This is a genomic window from Xanthomonas sp. NCPPB 3200 (assembly GCF_056393585.1).
Genome location: NZ_CM150785.1, coordinates 2,270,468 through 2,286,123 on the forward strand (window position 1 = coordinate 2,270,468; position 15,656 = coordinate 2,286,123).

Genomic DNA, 15,656 nt, shown 5'->3' on the forward strand with positions numbered 1-15,656 from the left:
GCCTCCCATCTCCCGAATTCCAATCAACAATGTGGTGGGTTTACACCCCTAGGCGCGCGCCCGCTCAAAGCCATCCCATCGAGCAAAAGCGGGGTCATCGCGAAGGGTGAAGTCCGAAGCCAGGACGCTGTCGAGCACGCGTCTTAGATCATCGAAAGCCCAGAACTGAGCATTCGGCGATAGGAACGCATCCATAAGTCTCAGCGCTGACCGGGGGTGCGCGTTCAGATGTCCGGAGTTCGCCAGCTCTCCGAGCACGAAATCGTTCTCGCCCGGGCGAATGAACTGTGACACCGTCGCGACGGCATCCTCGAATGCTTCGTTCGTCGCAAGCGCCATCTCCACCCATGGGCGGGCTTCTGTCGTACTCCTGATCTGCGGGTCGCGGGGCCAGAACTTCTGGATCCAGGGCTTTACCTTCTCAGCCCACACCGCGTCCGGATCAACCGCCCGGTCGTCCCCGCGGGTAAGCGCACCTACAATCCAGTGCAGCATGCCTGCGCGCGTCTCCGGACCCATCCGGCGGATAGCGCTCTGTGTGGCTTGGCGCGGCAAATCGTCAAGTCCGATGTGGAGCCCAGCGGCAGTCAAGGCTTGGGCCAGAGGGCCAACGGTCTCGCCCAGCTGATTGATCCGATCCTCTTGAAAGCAGGCGAGGAAGTCGGTCTTGATCTCGTTCCATAGCAGTGGATCGAGGTGAGGTTGCCAACCGAAGCCCTGCCAGACTGCGAGCGCTTCGGTCTCGTCACGCTCCCACCGGAAATAAGGAAGCAAGTGCAAGCGCGTGAGGTCGGGATCGATCGCGAAGAGGTAGGAAAGACGCGAGGCGAAGACGACGCGGGCAGGACGATGGCGTGCCTCTCCGGCGCCGATTAGACGAACAAACCGTTCCGTCAGATCCGCAGGGACGCCTCCACCCACTGCCAGACGGCTTGCGAACAAAGCGTTGAGAAAGGCGAGCGCCAAGTTCCCCATGGACGTGTTGATGGCAACAGCGACCCAGTCGTGGTCATCAGGACGGCGTGAATTGGTGTCGTCCTGAGCAACGCCTGGCACCACGGTATCAAACGCTCGCCAGAAGTCCTCTGTCGACATTTCTCGGAACTGCGCGGAGGATGCCGCTGACTCCAATAGATAAGCAGCCGCAGAGGAAACACTGGGATCACGTGCCAGCACGTCGTCCATACCGGCGACCAACATAAGCACATCTTCGCCAGGCGTGGGGGTCGCGGCCTTGGTGCGGAGACCCCAGAGCGTCGCAGTCCAGAGTTCGGCGTCGGGCCCTGTCCGGTCCGCCACATCGCGGAGCACCGCCATCATCTTCTCCCAATCACTCGCTACCATCTCCCGCCAGCCGGCCAGCGTATCTTCTCGCTGTTCGGCGGCTAGTTCTTCGACAATCTCGGCCGGAGTCATCGCTTGCAGTCGGCGCTTGTCGTCCACAGCGTCTAGGGCGCGCCATCCCGACTGGCTGTAAAACGAGAAGTGTGCCTGCTCGCCCGGAGCGATATCCCACTGCGGATAGCGCTCCCGCAAGCGAGCAAGCTCCGCCTCCATCGCTGCGTGTGGCCGCTCGGGATCCGACCGTTGCATGATCCGCAGCCGCTCGAATACTCGCCGCGCGCGGAGCTGATCGCGATCAGCCTCGGGCAGGTGGTCAGACATCCATGCGGGTGGACCCGCCGCGATCCGCTCAACCAAGGCGTTACGGGCGTCTTCTTCCAGCTGGGGCCATAGCGCAACCAAGAGGTCATAGACCTCCTTCCTCGCCGAGATATCCCAGAGCGCGGGCACGTTAGCCATCGAGGAGATGCTCCATTTTTTGGTGCCAGGTAAATCCTTGGGCATGGTTGAGTGCAGCAAGCCCGAGCCTGCGAAGCACGATTGCTTCACTGGCGAGCCACTCACCGACGATTCGACAGCTTGCGACCGGATCAATTTGGTCGAGGTGCTGCCAGCCGTGCCAGATCAGCGTGATTATCAGCGTCCATTTCTCGTAGCCGCGGTTCTGCGCGTGCGGGACGATAGATGGGCGATGAAAGACTGAGATGTCGGTCCCAGCGGATGCTTGCTCTGTCAGCGTGAATAGATCGACGGTCCGCCTAAGCAACGTTGTGAGTTCCGGCAGGAGTGATGCCAGGAACGCAGCGGATTCGTCGCGCGCCAGGATGCGCTCAACGAGGAGCCCCACCTGCGCGTCCCCCGGAATTACTACCTTCGCGTTAACGACTTCGGACAATCGTAATCCCCTTGCCTGCTCTTCCTCTCCCTCGGCATTCGGATTGAAGTCTGGAAGTCGCGTATCGAAAGGTTGCGCGAGGGAAACGGACGGGCGTAGTGCCGAGAGCAGATCGACCTTGAATGCCAGGGCGTCGTCCCCTGCGGCGAGCGTTTCGGGCACCTTCAACTCGAAAGGGAATAGCCGCCCCAACGCCAAAGTGTCGTCAGAGGTGGACGTGATCAGTTTCCAGAGCTTCGCCAACCCGGGCTTCACGTCGCCCCCTTCTCGAAGAGATTGGCGAATCCGGTCCATTAGAAAGGGATGCAAGAACCTCTGGTTGGCGAGCTTTTGGATCACGCGTGTCGCGAGGCCGTAGTCGTCAATGTGCTGGGCGAGCCAGCGCGCCAGGTGCACCGACTGCGGTGGCAGTTGCGCGAGGCGGGCGTCATGCGCCCTGGGGAACAGCGGCTCGATGACGAGTTGCGGGTAGGGAGGCAGGTCGTCGCCTTCGACTTGCGCGGCTTCCACCGCCTTCTTGTGGGCCGCCAGAATATCCACCTCACGTCGCTCGAACTCGTCAAACCACTCGATTGGTGGGCGCTTCTTCATATCCGCGAACGCCTTGGCGCCGTGGCCGGCGTCCGTCGGTCGCCCACATACAGCCCATACGAGGTTCGCCATGTCGCTCGGGTTGATGGTGGAGGGGCGCTTCGGGGCGATTCGAGCGATCAGACCCAGAGTACTTTTTAGATAGTCTTCTCGCGCATCGGCCCACGCGACGATCGTATTGCGAAGATGCCGATGGTCTTTCGTTTGCCGGTAGAAGATCGGCCTGAGATTGCGGTGACGATAGGGCGATTCATCGGCGACGCCCTTGCCCTTATGAGGCACAAAGATGTAGGCCGGAGAGCGCTTGGACGCCACACGCGACGATGAGTTCTCAGCGGCGAAAGCATCAGTCATGTAACGAAGCACGGGATCGTTGAGGCTGTACCCGATGAAAAGCACGGTGAAGTCGCTAAACAGCCTGGCGACAAAGCGCGCGGCCCATGCATCGGTCAGATAGGAGCGCCCGAAATCCGCACTCGTCAAGACGAGATGCTCGTTGGCACCCACTTCGTCCAGTCGGCCATGCAGGTAGACCACGCTGCGCCAAGTCACTGCCTTGTCGTTGCGCGGAATAGGCAGGATTGGTCCAGAGTGCAGATCCTTGCCGAACTGCCATTCGGTTCTTGCTTGCTCGAATAGTGTGTCGAAGTTCGTCGTAACGAGCCTAACCCCAGGTTCGCCGCGTAGCTTCGCGAGCCTAAGAATGGCTTTATGCATGTCGAGCGAAGTTGGCGCTGCGGAGAGACACCTGTGGACAGCGTCTCGCACCTGCGCCCTTCCGAACTTACCCTCAAGGCTGCCCAGCATGCGATCGGGCCAGAGCCATTCAGGCGCCTTCTTCAAGGGGAGCGTCTCTGCAAGCTCGTCATAGCAGTACTTGACTAAGCCCACATAGCTCGGGAGCCCAGCTCCCATCGAGATGCCCGCACCGCAGAAGATCACTACACGATCATCTTCGAGCGACTGCACTAGCTCGTCCGGAACGACGGGTCCGGCTTTTGCGAACTTAGGCATATCTAGTCTCCTGCCGCGTTAAGGCACATCTTAAGACGCTCAAACCAGCTCTTCGGGCTGCAAGGTCGGTAACGCCTCGAAATCCTTGACGCGGGTTTGCCAGGCCCCTTGGACGCACCGAGTAGGCAGGCCTTATCATGCCCGTGGAAATCCGTGGGGGGGATAGGGTGGGCTACTTCTTGCGCGGGTCGCACATCGGACCCCAGACGATTATCGAGATAAGTGATGTGCGCTATCGCCTTTTGGCCAATGCGCGAAGAACACTCGTGGACGCCGGCGCCTTTGAGCAGCGTTATGAGTTGTTACTCGGCAACTTCACGGCCTTTGAGATGTTCTGTGCCGAAGTTTCTTTGCGAGGAACACTTGAGCTTGAATTCCGCTATGAGAAGTGGGCAGAGGTCCTCTCAGAGGCCAATCGTCATGCCATCAATTTTCTAACCACCGCGCGGCTGTTTGCCGACCATGTGGTGCGTGACTTCAAGCATCTAGCGTTACCCGAACCTTTTGCTAATGTGGCCAAGAAACTCCTTTCAGAGGCCTATGACGCAACGCTCGGGTACCAGTTCGTCTGCGAGTTGCGAAACCACGTTCAGCATCGTGCCGTGGCTGTTCACGGCATAAAAGAGCGCTCTAAGAGCGCTCCATGGTCAGAATCTACCTTGATCTACTGCAAGAAGAAAGTCATCTTGGAGGATCGGGGCGATTTCAAAATGCGGGTTCTGGACCAGCTTGATGACCATATCGACTTGTTGTCTATGTTTCGCGCTTACATGGCCTCAATCAGTCTTGTTCAGCTGGCCTTGCGAAAACTTACTCGTCAAGACTGTATCGAATCAAGAGCAGCCATAGAGCTAGCGATGAAGGACTACGCGTCCGCTCAGAATGAAGAGAAAGCCGGGGGTGGTCGGGTGATTGGCCTGACGGCTGTTAAAGGTGAAGCCGGAAATTTCAGTAAACCCGTTCTGCTTATTCTGGAATGGGATGACGCCCGCGTAGCATGGGGAGATAAGAATTCACGCGCCATCGTTCTCCCAAAACCAGATGCGAAGGCGGTATAATCAGGCAGTTACGAATAACCGCACATAGCCGAAAACGGCCGGTCTGATCGGACGGACTTAAGAATTCGCGCGGGACGCCTGCTGCGATGCAAAAATCCTTGTCCCATGCCTTCTCAATCTCGTCTGGAACGTCCAGTGCTGCATCGCCATCAAACGTCACGGTCGGCGGCAATTCGCGCCAGAATGACTCGATGGCCGCTGCGAACCCTGCGACGTGTTCGTTCGTCACTTCCATGTCCGTGTCATCGTAAACGTTCCAATGGTGGGATCTTTCGCGCAAGAACTCGGGATAAAGCTTGCGAAGGTCATCCAATGACCTTCCTTCCCCGTGCTTGAACACGTTCACCATTAGGCGCATGGCTTCAATCCTCGGATAGTAGGTGAGCTGGCGAACGTCAGGACCGCGATGGGTTCAGGTGCACTTATCAGGCGGCTGCGCTCGGCTTGCGTGGCTCTTATGGAACTGCGCCAGCGGCGCACACAGCCGCGCGAGACTCGCCAGCGTGTATTGACACGCCAGACCGCGTACTTGCAATCTAGGCCCAAGGAGCGTCGAAACTCCCCACGTAGCGGTACCCACCTCCGTCAAACCGGTGGGTTTTTTGTGCCTGCATCCTGCAGGTGCAAGCCGACGCAATGCCTGCGTCGGGAGGGCGGCTAATACAACACCCGCAAGGGGAATATGCCCGCCGGCTACGTGCGGTTTCGAACCTCCCGACATCCCGTCGCCGTTGGCGGCGGTTCTTGGGTTGTTCCAGGAGGGCGTTGCCATGTCTACCGCACCATCCATGCCGGCCTCTGTGTCGGTTGATCTATTGCCAGCCTCTACCCGCCGCCTGCGGTGGAATATGGGCGATGTGCTGCGCCGGCTCGACGCGCGCGCGGCTGTTGAGCAGGCGAGCGACCATACCGCGCATCCGCTGAGTCGCCAGCTTGGTGTATTGCCGCACACCTCGTGCCGCCTATCGGCAAGCAGGGCCGTGCCGTTGCAGCAGTGCGTCGCCGCATCCATCACCCGCCATCACCTGGAGGCGCCATGACACGCCGCCGCCCACCCACTGCATCTGCCAGCGCACGGCCCACCCGCACGCGTACGCGCCCCGCGCCACCCAAGCGGGTGCAGTGGGTTGTTGTAGAACCCGACCGCACCAAGCTGCCGCCGATGCTGCCGCCCGACCCGGACGCCTCACCGCAAGGTCCCGGCACGCTACGCGCACCCCGCCGCGCCCGCCGCCCGCGCCAATGCACCGTCAGCTACACCCATTACCCCGGCGCCCACGACCACGCCGGCGACCAGCACGTGCCCCACGTCCGCCTCAGCGGCCTATGGCTGGAACAACTGGGCTTTGCCATCGGCACCAAGCTGCGCATCACCGCCAGCGAAGGGCAGCTGCTGATGGAGGTGTTGCCGCCGGTGGAGGTGCCGGCCAAGGCGCGTAGCGTGCGGCGATGATGGTGCGGGTGACAGAGACCTGCGATTGACCTCAGTGCCGCATGCCACTAGCGTCGCAGCGACATCAGCGCACTACGGACGCTTCATGATCGCGCGCCCCCTCTACGCCTTGCTCGCCACCCTGGCTCTGGGAGCTTGCGCCCACGCGGCGGGCGGCGCAGCTCCGGCAACCGTCACGGAGACATCCGCCCTGAGTTCATCCAGCCCTGCCACTGTGCCGCCTGACAAGCCCACTGCGGAGGGTTTGCTTGGCCACCTGCTTGCGTTGATCAAAGGCAGCCAGACCATTTCCGACTTCACTCCCGAGCGTCTGAAGTCGGCAATGGGGCAGGTCGTTCAATTCGTAAAAAACGATGAACGCCTATACCGTGCTTTTGGCCGGCTCACCAAAGAGTGGAGCTACGGCTTTGGTGTTGACGAAACCAAACTCGATGGACGCTGGTTTGAATTCCGTTTTGATCGCAATGTGGCCGGTGCATCGCCTTCAATGACCGAGATCTGTCGTCTGGACTTCGACCGCTTCACCCAGCAGCTTGAGCTAATGGGATTTGCGCGCGAGCGCAACATCGTCGAGGACGGTCGCTGGATGAGTGATCTCTACACGCGCCCAGGGATGCGTGTAGAGGTTTTCCCGAGAGGCGAAGCTGCGGAACCGCAAGAGTTGGTAGCGCACAAATGCGTCGAATGGGTCTACATCCGATAAGCTGAGGTAGCGGACATGTCACTCAGCCCTGGAGTTGTCAGGCCTCATAAAGCAATGCGTGCATAGGGCATTGGGGGTACTTGAGAGGCGTGCATGACACGATGACATTGAAAAAACTGTCAAAATTCCCCCCTGCAGCACCAACACTTATTGGAGAAAGCCGTGCCCCTTGCAAACGATCCAATGCGCTTTGCACTCACGGCATTGATTACCTGCCTGATTGCTGGCTGCAGCCTGCAACCGCCGCCTGCAAACGTGCCTATCGCAAAGGAGCAGATAGAGATGAGAACGGTCGTCCCGTTGGTACGGAGTTTGACCCCACATGATCGTGGGCCTACAGAGCTGGAATTCGATGTACCCGCACTGCCCGACGACGCGACTCCTCCCGTTTTCATCGGTGTGCGGATCACCGGTGTCGATCCAACTGCCGTCTCCCAAAGTGCTGACAGGCTGATTAGCGCTGGTGTTTCGGCTGAGCTCCACTTGGAGCGTATTGAACCATCCGGTCCGGTCTCCGTGGAATTGCAGCGTAGTCAGCGTGTGGGAGTAGGTCAGCAGGCGTCCATTCCCTTGTCAGCTGATGGTATGGCTCCTGGTCTGTTCGCTTTTGATGCGGACGGTACGACGCTGCAAGACGCCGGTTTGTCTACTGAACAGACCGCGTCCAGGGAGTTGGCGTTCGGCTATAGCAATGCTGTCCAGCCAGGCCATTATCGGCTCAAACTGCGCTTTGATCAGAACGCCGAGGCGCTGGTTGCGGCTAATGCGCAACTTCTTGTCGCTTACACCTATAAAGGAAAGTAAGGGGAGTGAGCATGGATGATCGTGAAAAGCGCTATGCAGTCACTGTCTACGTCGCTGCCGCAGGTACGCCGTTGATGGCCGGAGGCACATCCTTCGGTGGCCATATGTACTACTCGATTGACGACGGAACGACTGTCAAAAGTTATGGGTTCTCGCCCATCAAGCATGGCGAGGCTAGCGGGCCAGGAAAAGTTTCGTTCAATGACGTCGATACCTACCAAAAACCATATTACTCACGCACGATGGAGATCGATAAGGCGCAGTATGAAAAGCTGGAGGCCTTCGGCGCGGCCCCTGCTAAGCACGGGTTCAATATGGAATATCACGGTGCTAAAAACAGTTGTATCGACTTCACGTGGGATGCGCTCAATCACGCTGGACTGCACCGGAAGACAAAAGATGGAGTTGATAAAGGCTTTGAGGGGGATATCAGACCCGTAGAAAACGTAGATGATATCAAGAGCATTTCTGCTCCTGTGCCTAAAAGTGAGTTGAATAAGGAGCACAACAATCCGAAGCCCAAGCAGGAACTTTGGCAGAAGGTGATTGGTGAGGCGCAGCCGCCCGGTGAGCAGGTATCTCCACTACAGGAAGTAACACAGCTCGCGAGAGTGCTGCCAACAGATCCGCTGCATCACCAAGCAAAAGAAGCCGTTCGCCGCCTTGAGCAAGGTCTCGGCCGCGAGTACGACGACAACAGCGCACGGCTGGCAGCAAGCAGCGCGTATTTAGCCAAAGAGAACGGGCTGTCGCGAATCGATCATGTCGTGCTGAGCGAGAACACCAAGTCCGTGCGGCAGGGCGAGAACGTCTTCGTTGTGGAAGGTGCGTTGAACGATCCCGCTCACAAGATGGCGCATATGAAGACGAGTGATGCGATTGCGCAGCCCGTCGAGCAATCCTTGGCGCAATTACAGGCCTTGGGCGAAACTCAGCGCCAACAGCAATCCCAGCAGCAGGAGCAACAGCGAGAGCAGTCGATTTCGCCTCAACACCGGATGGTGTGAGGGCTAGTGAAATAGCGGTTTCAGGTTCACTTCCACGGCAGCCTGACCGTCGCCAAACCGTCGCGCCCATGCCCGCGCGCGTAGCAGCGTAGATCGGCAGCGATGCTGGTAGTGAAACGACAACGGCCGCAGTACGCGGCCGTTAGATCAGGCAACCAGGATCGTCTTGACGATTCCCGATTCCCGATTCCCGAAACATCAATGATCGCTGGAACGCAATCCATCCACATCCAGAATCAGCGCCATGCGGCCGTCGCCGATCAGGGTGGCGCCGGCGTAGCCGGGCAGGCCGCGCAGGGCGCGGGGCAGGGGCTTGATCACCACTTCCTCGCGGCCGCGGACCTGGTCCACCACCAGGCCGAAGCGGGTTTCGCCGGCCTGCAGCAGCACCACCGTCAATAGCGGCGGCTGTTCGGCAGGCACGCCCAGCCAGCGGCGCAGGTCGATCAGCGGCAGGGTGTGCGAGCGGCGGTCCAGCACGGCGCGGCCGTCGAACCAGCCCAGCGAGGTCTGCGGGGCGTGCAGTACTTCGACCACGCGCGCCAGCGGCAGGGCATAGACCGCTTCGCCGGCCTGCACCAGCAGCGTGGGCAGGATCGCCAGGGTCAGCGGCACGCGGATCATGAAGCGGCTGCCGCGGCCCAGTTCGGACTGGATCTGGATCTGTCCGCTGAGTTCGCGGATGCGCGATTGCACCACGTCCATGCCGACGCCGCGGCCGGAGATGTCGGTGACTTCGGCCTTGGTCGAAAAGCCCGGCATGAAGATCAGGTGCAGGCACTCGTCGGTGCTCAGGCGGGCGGCGGCTTCGGCATCGATCAGGCCCTTGTTGCGGGCGATCTCGCGCAGGCGTTCGGGGTCGATGCCGGCGCCGTCGTCCTGGATCTCGATGCTGACGTAGTCGCCTTCCTGCTGCGCCGACAGGCGCACATGGCCGCTGCGCGGTTTGCCGGTGGCTTCGCGCAGGGCCGGCGATTCGATGCCGTGGTCGATCGCGTTGCGCACCAGGTGCACCAGCGGGTCGGCCAGGGCTTCGACCAGGTTGCGATCCAGTTCCGTCTCGGCGCCGATCAGTTCCAGTTCCACTTCCTTGGACAGCGTGCGCGCGACATCGCGGGCCACCTTGGGGAAGCGCGCGAACACCTTGCTCACCGGTTGCATGCGGGTGCGCATCACCGCGGTCTGCAGGCGCGCGGTGGCGATGTCCAGGGTGCTGACCGCGCGGTCGAGTTCTTCGTCGCGCAGGCGGGTACGCAGGGTCTTGAGGCGGTTGCGCGACAGCACCAGTTCGCCGATCAGGTTGACGATGGCGTCCAGGCGCTTGGTGTCCACGCGCACGGTCTGCTCGGCGTCGGCCGCCTTGGCCGCCGCCTTGGGCGCGGCCTTGGCGCCCGGCGCAGCAGCGCCGTGTGCGTCATCGTGTGCAGGTGCAGGTGCAGCGGCAGCGGCCTTGGGCGCGGCCTTGACCGCCGGCGGGCCGCTCTTGGCGTCGAACTGCGCAATCAGCGAGGCCGGTGCATGCGGCACGGTTTCGCCCGAGCCCATCGCATCCAGCATGGCCTGCAGATAATCCAGCGACTGCTGCGCGGCATCGAAGTGATGCGCCTGCAACACCGCCTGGCCGGAGCGCGCCATGCCCAGGGTTTCCTCGGCGGCGTGGCAGAGCTCCACCATCGGCTTGATCGCCAGGAAGCCGGCGCCGCCCTTGAGCGTGTGGAAGCCGCGGAACACCGCGTTGAGCTGGTCGGCTTCGTCCGGTGCCTGTTCCAGCGACACCAGCTGTTCGCCGAGGCGATCCAGGATCTCCTGGGCCTCGACAATGAAATCGGCAGCAATATCGTCTGGAACAGCACTCATGGTTACAGCCCCAATCCGGACAGCAGGTCGTCGGCGTCGTCCTGCGACACCGCGTGACGGTCCAGGCCCTTGACTGCAGGACCGGCAAGACCGCCGTCGTCTTTCTTCGGCTCGGGATTCTTCGGCGGCAGGCCGAGTGCACCGAAGCCCTCGTGCACGCGCCGCACGATGCCGGCCACGCGACGGATGATCTGGCCGCTCAGGTCCTGGTAGCTCTGCGCCAGTGACAGCTCGGTCAGGTTATGGCGCATCTTGTCCATCAGCGCGCCCTGGTCCTGGTTCAGGCCACCGTCGCGCAGCTGGTTGGCCAGCTCGCGGCATTCCTCGACCAGGTCCAGCGTGCGATGGCTGGCTTTCTCGGTCATTTCCACCACGTGGTCCAGGCGCGAGCAGGCATCGTCCAGTTCGCCTGCTTCCTCGGGCACGGTGGGCAACTCGCCCAGCGCCTGCCCGAGTTCGCGCGCGAGCCGGCTCAGGCTCTGCATCATCGGGCGCGTGCGCAGCGCGGCGAGGTGGTCCACCTCGCGCCGCCAGGCGACCTGGTCACCGCTTTCCAGTGCATCGAGCGCGTGCTGCAGGCGCTCGATCAGGGCGGCACGTTCGGCATCGGCTTCCACGGTGGCGTTCATCAGGCGGTCGCCGCCAGACGTTCGAACACCTTGCCCAGCTTCTCTTCCAGCGTCTGTGCGGTGAACGGCTTGATGATGTAGCCGTTCACGCCGCACTGGGCCGCTTCGATGATCTGCTCGCGCTTGGCTTCGGCGGTCACCATCATCACCGGCAGGTGCTTGAGCTTGGCGTCGGCGCGGATGTTGCGCAGCAGGTCGATGCCGGTCATGCCGGGCATGTTCCAGTCGGTGACCACGAAATCGAACGGGCCGGCCCGCAACGCCGCCAATGCGCTGTTGCCGTCTTCGGCCTCTGCGGTATTGGTGAAGCCCAGATCGCCCAACAGATTCTTGACGATACGTCGCATCGTCGAGAAGTCGTCCACGATCAAAATCCGCATGTTCTTGTTCACATCAAGCTCCTAACACTAAAAAATGCGCGAAAAAATCATTCGTCAATTTCGACACCGGCATCGGCCAGTTCGAAGACCTTGAGGCGGCCGCGCAGACGCACCACCGCCTGGCCATGGATCTGGCAGACGCGCGATTCGCTGACACCGAGCACGGCGCCGATTTCTTTCAGGTTCAATTCCTGTTCGTAGTACAGCGACAGCACCAGCTGCTCGCGCTCGGGCAACTGGCCGATGGCCTTGCCCAGCTCGCGGCCGAATTCGCCACGCTCCATCATCTGCTGCGGATTGGGGCCGCCCTTGGCGGTGGTGTCCAGCTCGCCGTGATCCTCGATCCGCGACTCCAGGCTCAGCACCTGGCCGCGGGCGGCATCTTCCATCAGACGCAGGTAGTCGGGCAGCGGCATCTCCATCGCGGCGGCCACTTCGGTGGCGGCGGCGGCGCGGCCGGTGTGCTGTTCGATCTTGCGCACGGCGGCGGCAGCGTCGCGTGCGCGGCGGTGCACCGAGCGCGGCACCCAGTCACCCCGCCGGATTTCGTCGATCATCGAGCCGCGGATGCGGATCGAGGCATAGGTCTCGAACGAGGCGCCCTGTTCGGAGTCGTAACTGCGCGAGGCTTCGATCAGGCCGATCATGCCGGCCTGGATCAGATCGTCCACTTCCACGCTCGCCGGCAGGCGCGCGGCCAGATGGTGGGCGATACGGCGCACCAGGTCGGCGTGCTGGGTGACGATGTCGTTGGCGTTGTTGCGCTGCACGGCGCGGTACTGCGCGCTGGCCGTGGTTGCGGTAGCGGTGCTCATGCGGCCACTCCCCGTTGGATGATGCGTTCGACGAAGAACTCGACATTGCCGCGCGGCACGGTGGGGGCCTGCCAGCGCGAGGTACGGCGAGCGATTTCTGCAATGGCCTGCGCCGACGGACTGGCGGGGTAGGCCTTGATGACCGGCTGCTGGCGCTGCACCGACAGGCGCAACCAGTCGTCCTGCGGCACGTGGCCGAGGTAGTTCAGCGACACGTCGCCGAGAAACTTTTCGCAGACCCGCGACAGCTTGTCGTACAGCAGGCGGCCTTCGTTGGGGTCGCGCACCATGTTGGCGATGATCTGCAGGCGGTCTACGCCGCGTTCGCGCGAGAGCACCTTGATCAGCGCGTAGGCGTCGGTGATCGAGGCCGGCTCGTCGCAGACCACCACCACGGTGTCCTGGGCGGCCTGGCAGAAGGTCAGCACGCTGTCGGTGATGCCGGCGGCGGTGTCGATGACCATCACGTCCAGGTCGCGCTCCAGCTCGGAGAACACGTTGACCAGGCCGATGTGCTGGGCCGGGGCCAGTTCGGCCATGTGGCGGCGGCCGGAAGCGGCCGGGACCACCAGCACGCCGCCGGGGCCTTCGATGATCACTTCATCCAGCGTGCAGCGGCCGGCGATCAGGTCGGCCAGGGTGTACTTGGGCGACAGGCCCAGCACCACGTCCAGGTTGGCCAGGCCCAGGTCGGCGTCCAGCAGCAGGGTGCGCTTGCCCATGTCGGCCAGCGCCACCGCCAGGTTGGCGGAGATGTTGGTTTTACCCACGCCGCCCTTGCCACCGGTCACGGCAATGGTGCGCACCGGGCCCAGGGGCTCGGGACGGGTCGCCGACAGGGGGAAGGCGTTGGTCAGCTTGGCGTATTCACGCGACTGCATGGTTGTGCTCCGGAGTACAGGGCTTATCGGCAGCGCGCCGCAAATCTTCAAGGCGAAGAACGAGACTGGCGGCATTGGCGCGGTGCAGGTCGTCGGGGACCCGCTGTCCGTCAGTCACCCAGGTGATGGGCATTTGGTGATCGACGACGACCGACAGCGCACTACCGAAGCGGCCGGTCTCGTCAAGTTTGGTCAGCACCACGCCCTGGGGCTTGGCGTGGGCGAAGCGGCGCACGACCTCGTCGAGGTCGGAAAAGTGCGCGTTGGCAGGCAGCACCAGCAGCGAGGTGACCTGGTGCGCGGCGCGCAGCCAGTTCAGCTGGGCGGCCAGGGCGCGGTCGCGCTGGCCCATGCCGGCGGTGTCGATCAGCACCAGCTTGTAGTCGCGCAGGCGCTCGAGCAGTTCCAGCAGGCTTTCGGCGCTGTCGGCCTCGTGCACGGCGATGCCGAGCTGACGGCCGTAGCTGTGCAGCTGCTCGCGGCCGCCGACGCGCTGGGTGTCGGTGGTGACCAGGGCCACGTCGCGCGGGGCGTGCTGGGCGGCGAAGCGCTGGGCGAGCTTGGCGATGGTGGTGGTCTTGCCGGCGCCGGTCGGGCCGACCAGGGCGATCACGCCGCCGCGTTCCAGCGGGTCGACCGGGGCCACCGGCAGGCGCTTGGACAGCAGGCCCAGCATCAGCCCGCGGCCACGGTGCAATTCGGTATCGGCCGGGATCTGCAGTGCCACGTCGCGGATCAGGCCGGCGTCGAAGCCGTAGTCGTCCATCAGCTCCAGGGCCTGCGCGCGCACCGGCGAGCCACGCAGGCGCTCGTCGGTCAGGCGATTCATTTCGCGCTCGATCATCTGCCGCATCAGCGCCAGCTCGCCACGCAACTGCTTGAGTTCTTCATCGTTCTGCGGCGCCGGGGCGGCGGCGACCGGCACCGCGGCCAGCGCCGGCGGGGCAACCACCAGCGGCGGCAACGCGGCCGGCGGCAGGATCTGCGGCAGCGCGTCCAGGTCGAAGTCGGTGTCGTCGTCCAGCGCGTCCTCGTCCTGGTCGTAGCCGGCCTGCACGGGGGCAGCGGCGGCAGCCATGATCGGGGTCGGGGCCTGCACCGGGGCAGCCTGCACGGCGGCGCGCTGCACCGGCGCGGTGGTCAGGAAATCGGCGAACAGCTGTTCCGGCACGGCCGACAGCGCGTGTTCCTGGCGCGGCGCGGCGGTCACCGCGACGGCGTGCGCCAGGGCCTGGGCGGCGGGCGAGGGGGCGGCGGCGCTACGCACCGGTGCGGGCACCTGCGGCTGGCGCGGCACGTTGACCGGCTGGCGCAGCGCCATCGCGGCGATCATGTCTTCGGCGGCGCTGGCAACGCGCTGGCGCTGGCTCGTGCCGGCATCGGCGGCCGGCTTCAGCGGTGCGTGAACCGGTGCGGTGGCGACTTGCGGGGCCGGTGCCTGCGGGGCAGCTGCCGACGGGATCGGCGCGGCGGCAACGGCCGGCGTCTCGGAGCGCGCGGTTTCCAGGGCGCGCTGCACGAGTTCTTCGTCGTAGTTGCTGGCAGCGACGATCTCGATGCCTTCGGCGGTGCGGCGATTGGACAGGATCACTGCGTCCGGGCCGTGTTCTTCACGCACCATGCGGAATGCGGTGCGCATGTCCGGGGCAACGAAGCGTTTGATTTTCATGCGAAGTGCCTCCAGGAACGGGACCCGCCGGACGCCGGACGGGTGCGCGATGAATGTGGGTGTGTTGCCAGCGTCATGAGTTGCCTGTCCCGTTCGGTTGTTCCAAGTGCTGCTCTCGCCCCGCAGCGGTGGCGCTGGCTGCGGTCTCGGCAGAGCTAATGCACGCGGCGTGCCAAAACGGGGTGCCGGGGTTCCGGCGCGGGGAGCTGGTGTATCGGGACGGTGCGGGGCTGTGCGTGCGGCCGGGTCCGAGCGCTTTAAGTCAATGGCGTGATTGACTTTTTTCCAGGGCGGCGATGCGCTGGCGTCGTCGTGCGGGCGGATGCGCTGGCGGGTCGGAGGTCCAGTCTGAGGCGCTTGGGACGTCTGGAAACGGGCAGCGCCGTGCAATCGATTGGAGATCCGGACCAGTGGCGGCTTTCCGACGCCGGGTGCTGGTCGGCGTGGTGGGTAGGTTCGTAGGAGCGCACCCGGGCGCGACGGGCCGTGCCGGTAAAATCTGTCGCGCCCAGGTGCGCTCCTACGGTGGTGTCGGCGTCTGCGGTGTGTTGTCGGA

At 63.0% G+C, this 15,656-nt stretch carries 14 protein-coding genes; 6 read left to right on the forward strand and 8 right to left on the reverse strand.

Annotated features, from left to right (window positions below):
- Positions 1-48: 48 nt before the first annotated feature.
- Both AC06DU_RS09905 and AC06DU_RS09910 read right to left on the reverse strand, forming a co-directional pair.
- The gene (locus AC06DU_RS09905) at positions 49-1,848 is read right to left on the reverse strand and encodes a hypothetical protein (RefSeq protein WP_478204273.1); all 1,800 of its coding nucleotides are present in this window, start codon (positions 1,846-1,848) and stop codon (positions 49-51) included.
- Entirely contained in the window at positions 1,796-3,844 is a 2,049-nt protein-coding gene (locus tag AC06DU_RS09910; protein WP_478204275.1) for an SIR2 family protein, read from the reverse strand. Before AC06DU_RS09910 ends, AC06DU_RS09905 begins: the two co-directional genes overlap by 53 nt.
- Before the next feature lie 137 nt (positions 3,845-3,981).
- Between AC06DU_RS09910 and AC06DU_RS09915 the strand changes: the two genes are divergently transcribed.
- The 6 genes from AC06DU_RS09915 to AC06DU_RS09940 all read left to right on the forward strand — a co-directional run bounded on the left by AC06DU_RS09915 (position 3,982) and on the right by AC06DU_RS09940 (position 8,869).
- Positions 3,982-4,902: a hypothetical protein gene (locus AC06DU_RS09915; RefSeq protein WP_478204276.1), complete on the forward strand. Its 921-nt coding sequence runs from the start codon at positions 3,982-3,984 to the stop codon at positions 4,900-4,902.
- 770 nt (positions 4,903-5,672) lie between these two features.
- Complete coding sequence (locus AC06DU_RS09920; protein WP_478204277.1) at positions 5,673-5,942, forward strand: hypothetical protein; 270 nt, start codon at positions 5,673-5,675, stop codon at positions 5,940-5,942.
- Entirely contained in the window at positions 5,939-6,355 is a 417-nt protein-coding gene (locus tag AC06DU_RS09925; protein WP_076038903.1) for a SymE family type I addiction module toxin, read from the forward strand. Before AC06DU_RS09920 ends, AC06DU_RS09925 begins: the two co-directional genes overlap by 4 nt.
- Before the next feature lie 85 nt (positions 6,356-6,440).
- Positions 6,441-7,058: a hypothetical protein gene (locus AC06DU_RS09930; RefSeq protein ID WP_386344338.1), complete on the forward strand. Its 618-nt coding sequence runs from the start codon at positions 6,441-6,443 to the stop codon at positions 7,056-7,058.
- Positions 7,059-7,313: 255 nt separating this feature from the next.
- Positions 7,314-7,862: a hypothetical protein gene (locus tag AC06DU_RS09935; RefSeq protein WP_211915314.1), complete on the forward strand. Its 549-nt coding sequence runs from the start codon at positions 7,314-7,316 to the stop codon at positions 7,860-7,862.
- 104 nt (positions 7,863-7,966) lie between these two features.
- Positions 7,967-8,869: an XVIPCD domain-containing protein gene (locus tag AC06DU_RS09940; protein WP_478204404.1), complete on the forward strand. Its 903-nt coding sequence runs from the start codon at positions 7,967-7,969 to the stop codon at positions 8,867-8,869.
- Positions 8,870-9,067: 198 nt separating this feature from the next.
- Here the strand turns inward: AC06DU_RS09940 and AC06DU_RS09945 are convergent, their stop codons facing one another.
- Genes AC06DU_RS09945 through flhF form a run of 6 tightly spaced genes read right to left on the reverse strand, consistent with a single transcriptional unit; the run spans position 9,068 to position 15,100 of the window.
- Positions 9,068-10,726, reverse strand: a complete 1,659-nt coding sequence (locus AC06DU_RS09945; RefSeq protein WP_478204278.1) for a chemotaxis protein CheA — start codon at positions 10,724-10,726, stop codon at positions 9,068-9,070.
- 2 nt (positions 10,727-10,728) lie between these two features.
- The gene (locus AC06DU_RS09950; protein WP_016904946.1) at positions 10,729-11,355 is read right to left on the reverse strand and encodes a protein phosphatase CheZ; all 627 of its coding nucleotides are present in this window, start codon (positions 11,353-11,355) and stop codon (positions 10,729-10,731) included.
- Positions 11,355-11,747 (reverse strand): chemotaxis response regulator CheY, encoded by a 393-nt coding sequence (gene cheY, locus AC06DU_RS09955; RefSeq protein WP_002813536.1) that lies wholly within the window; start codon positions 11,745-11,747, stop codon positions 11,355-11,357. Before cheY ends, AC06DU_RS09950 begins: the two co-directional genes overlap by 1 nt.
- Before the next feature lie 35 nt (positions 11,748-11,782).
- Positions 11,783-12,550, reverse strand: coding sequence for an RNA polymerase sigma factor FliA (locus tag AC06DU_RS09960; RefSeq protein ID WP_024937674.1), 768 nt, complete (start codon positions 12,548-12,550; stop codon positions 11,783-11,785).
- Positions 12,547-13,431, reverse strand: coding sequence for a MinD/ParA family protein (locus tag AC06DU_RS09965; protein ID WP_010374294.1), 885 nt, complete (start codon positions 13,429-13,431; stop codon positions 12,547-12,549). The genes AC06DU_RS09960 and AC06DU_RS09965 overlap by 4 nt, the downstream gene beginning before the upstream one ends.
- Positions 13,418-15,100, reverse strand: a complete 1,683-nt coding sequence (gene flhF, locus AC06DU_RS09970) for a flagellar biosynthesis protein FlhF (protein WP_478204279.1) — start codon at positions 15,098-15,100, stop codon at positions 13,418-13,420. Before flhF ends, AC06DU_RS09965 begins: the two co-directional genes overlap by 14 nt.
- Positions 15,101-15,656: the final 556 nt, after the last annotated feature.

Coding starts and splice junctions, on each gene's coding strand:
- AC06DU_RS09905 (WP_478204273.1), bottom strand. CDS start 1,848: ATGCCCAAGGATTTACCTGGCACCAAAAAATGGAGCATCTCCTCGATG.
- AC06DU_RS09910 (WP_478204275.1), bottom strand. CDS start 3,844: ATGCCTAAGTTCGCAAAAGCCGGACCCGTCGTTCCGGACGAGCTAGTG.
- AC06DU_RS09915 (WP_478204276.1), top strand. CDS start 3,982: ATGCCCGTGGAAATCCGTGGGGGGGATAGGGTGGGCTACTTCTTGCGC.
- AC06DU_RS09920 (WP_478204277.1), top strand. CDS start 5,673: ATGTCTACCGCACCATCCATGCCGGCCTCTGTGTCGGTTGATCTATTG.
- AC06DU_RS09925 (WP_076038903.1), top strand. CDS start 5,939: ATGACACGCCGCCGCCCACCCACTGCATCTGCCAGCGCACGGCCCACC.
- AC06DU_RS09930 (WP_386344338.1), top strand. CDS start 6,441: ATGATCGCGCGCCCCCTCTACGCCTTGCTCGCCACCCTGGCTCTGGGA.
- AC06DU_RS09940 (WP_478204404.1), top strand. CDS start 7,967: ATGTACTACTCGATTGACGACGGAACGACTGTCAAAAGTTATGGGTTC.
- AC06DU_RS09945 (WP_478204278.1), bottom strand. CDS start 10,726: ATGAGTGCTGTTCCAGACGATATTGCTGCCGATTTCATTGTCGAGGCC.
- AC06DU_RS09950 (WP_016904946.1), bottom strand. CDS start 11,355: ATGAACGCCACCGTGGAAGCCGATGCCGAACGTGCCGCCCTGATCGAG.
- AC06DU_RS09960 (WP_024937674.1), bottom strand. CDS start 12,550: ATGAGCACCGCTACCGCAACCACGGCCAGCGCGCAGTACCGCGCCGTG.
- AC06DU_RS09965 (WP_010374294.1), bottom strand. CDS start 13,431: ATGCAGTCGCGTGAATACGCCAAGCTGACCAACGCCTTCCCCCTGTCG.
- flhF (WP_478204279.1), bottom strand. CDS start 15,100: ATGAAAATCAAACGCTTCGTTGCCCCGGACATGCGCACCGCATTCCGC.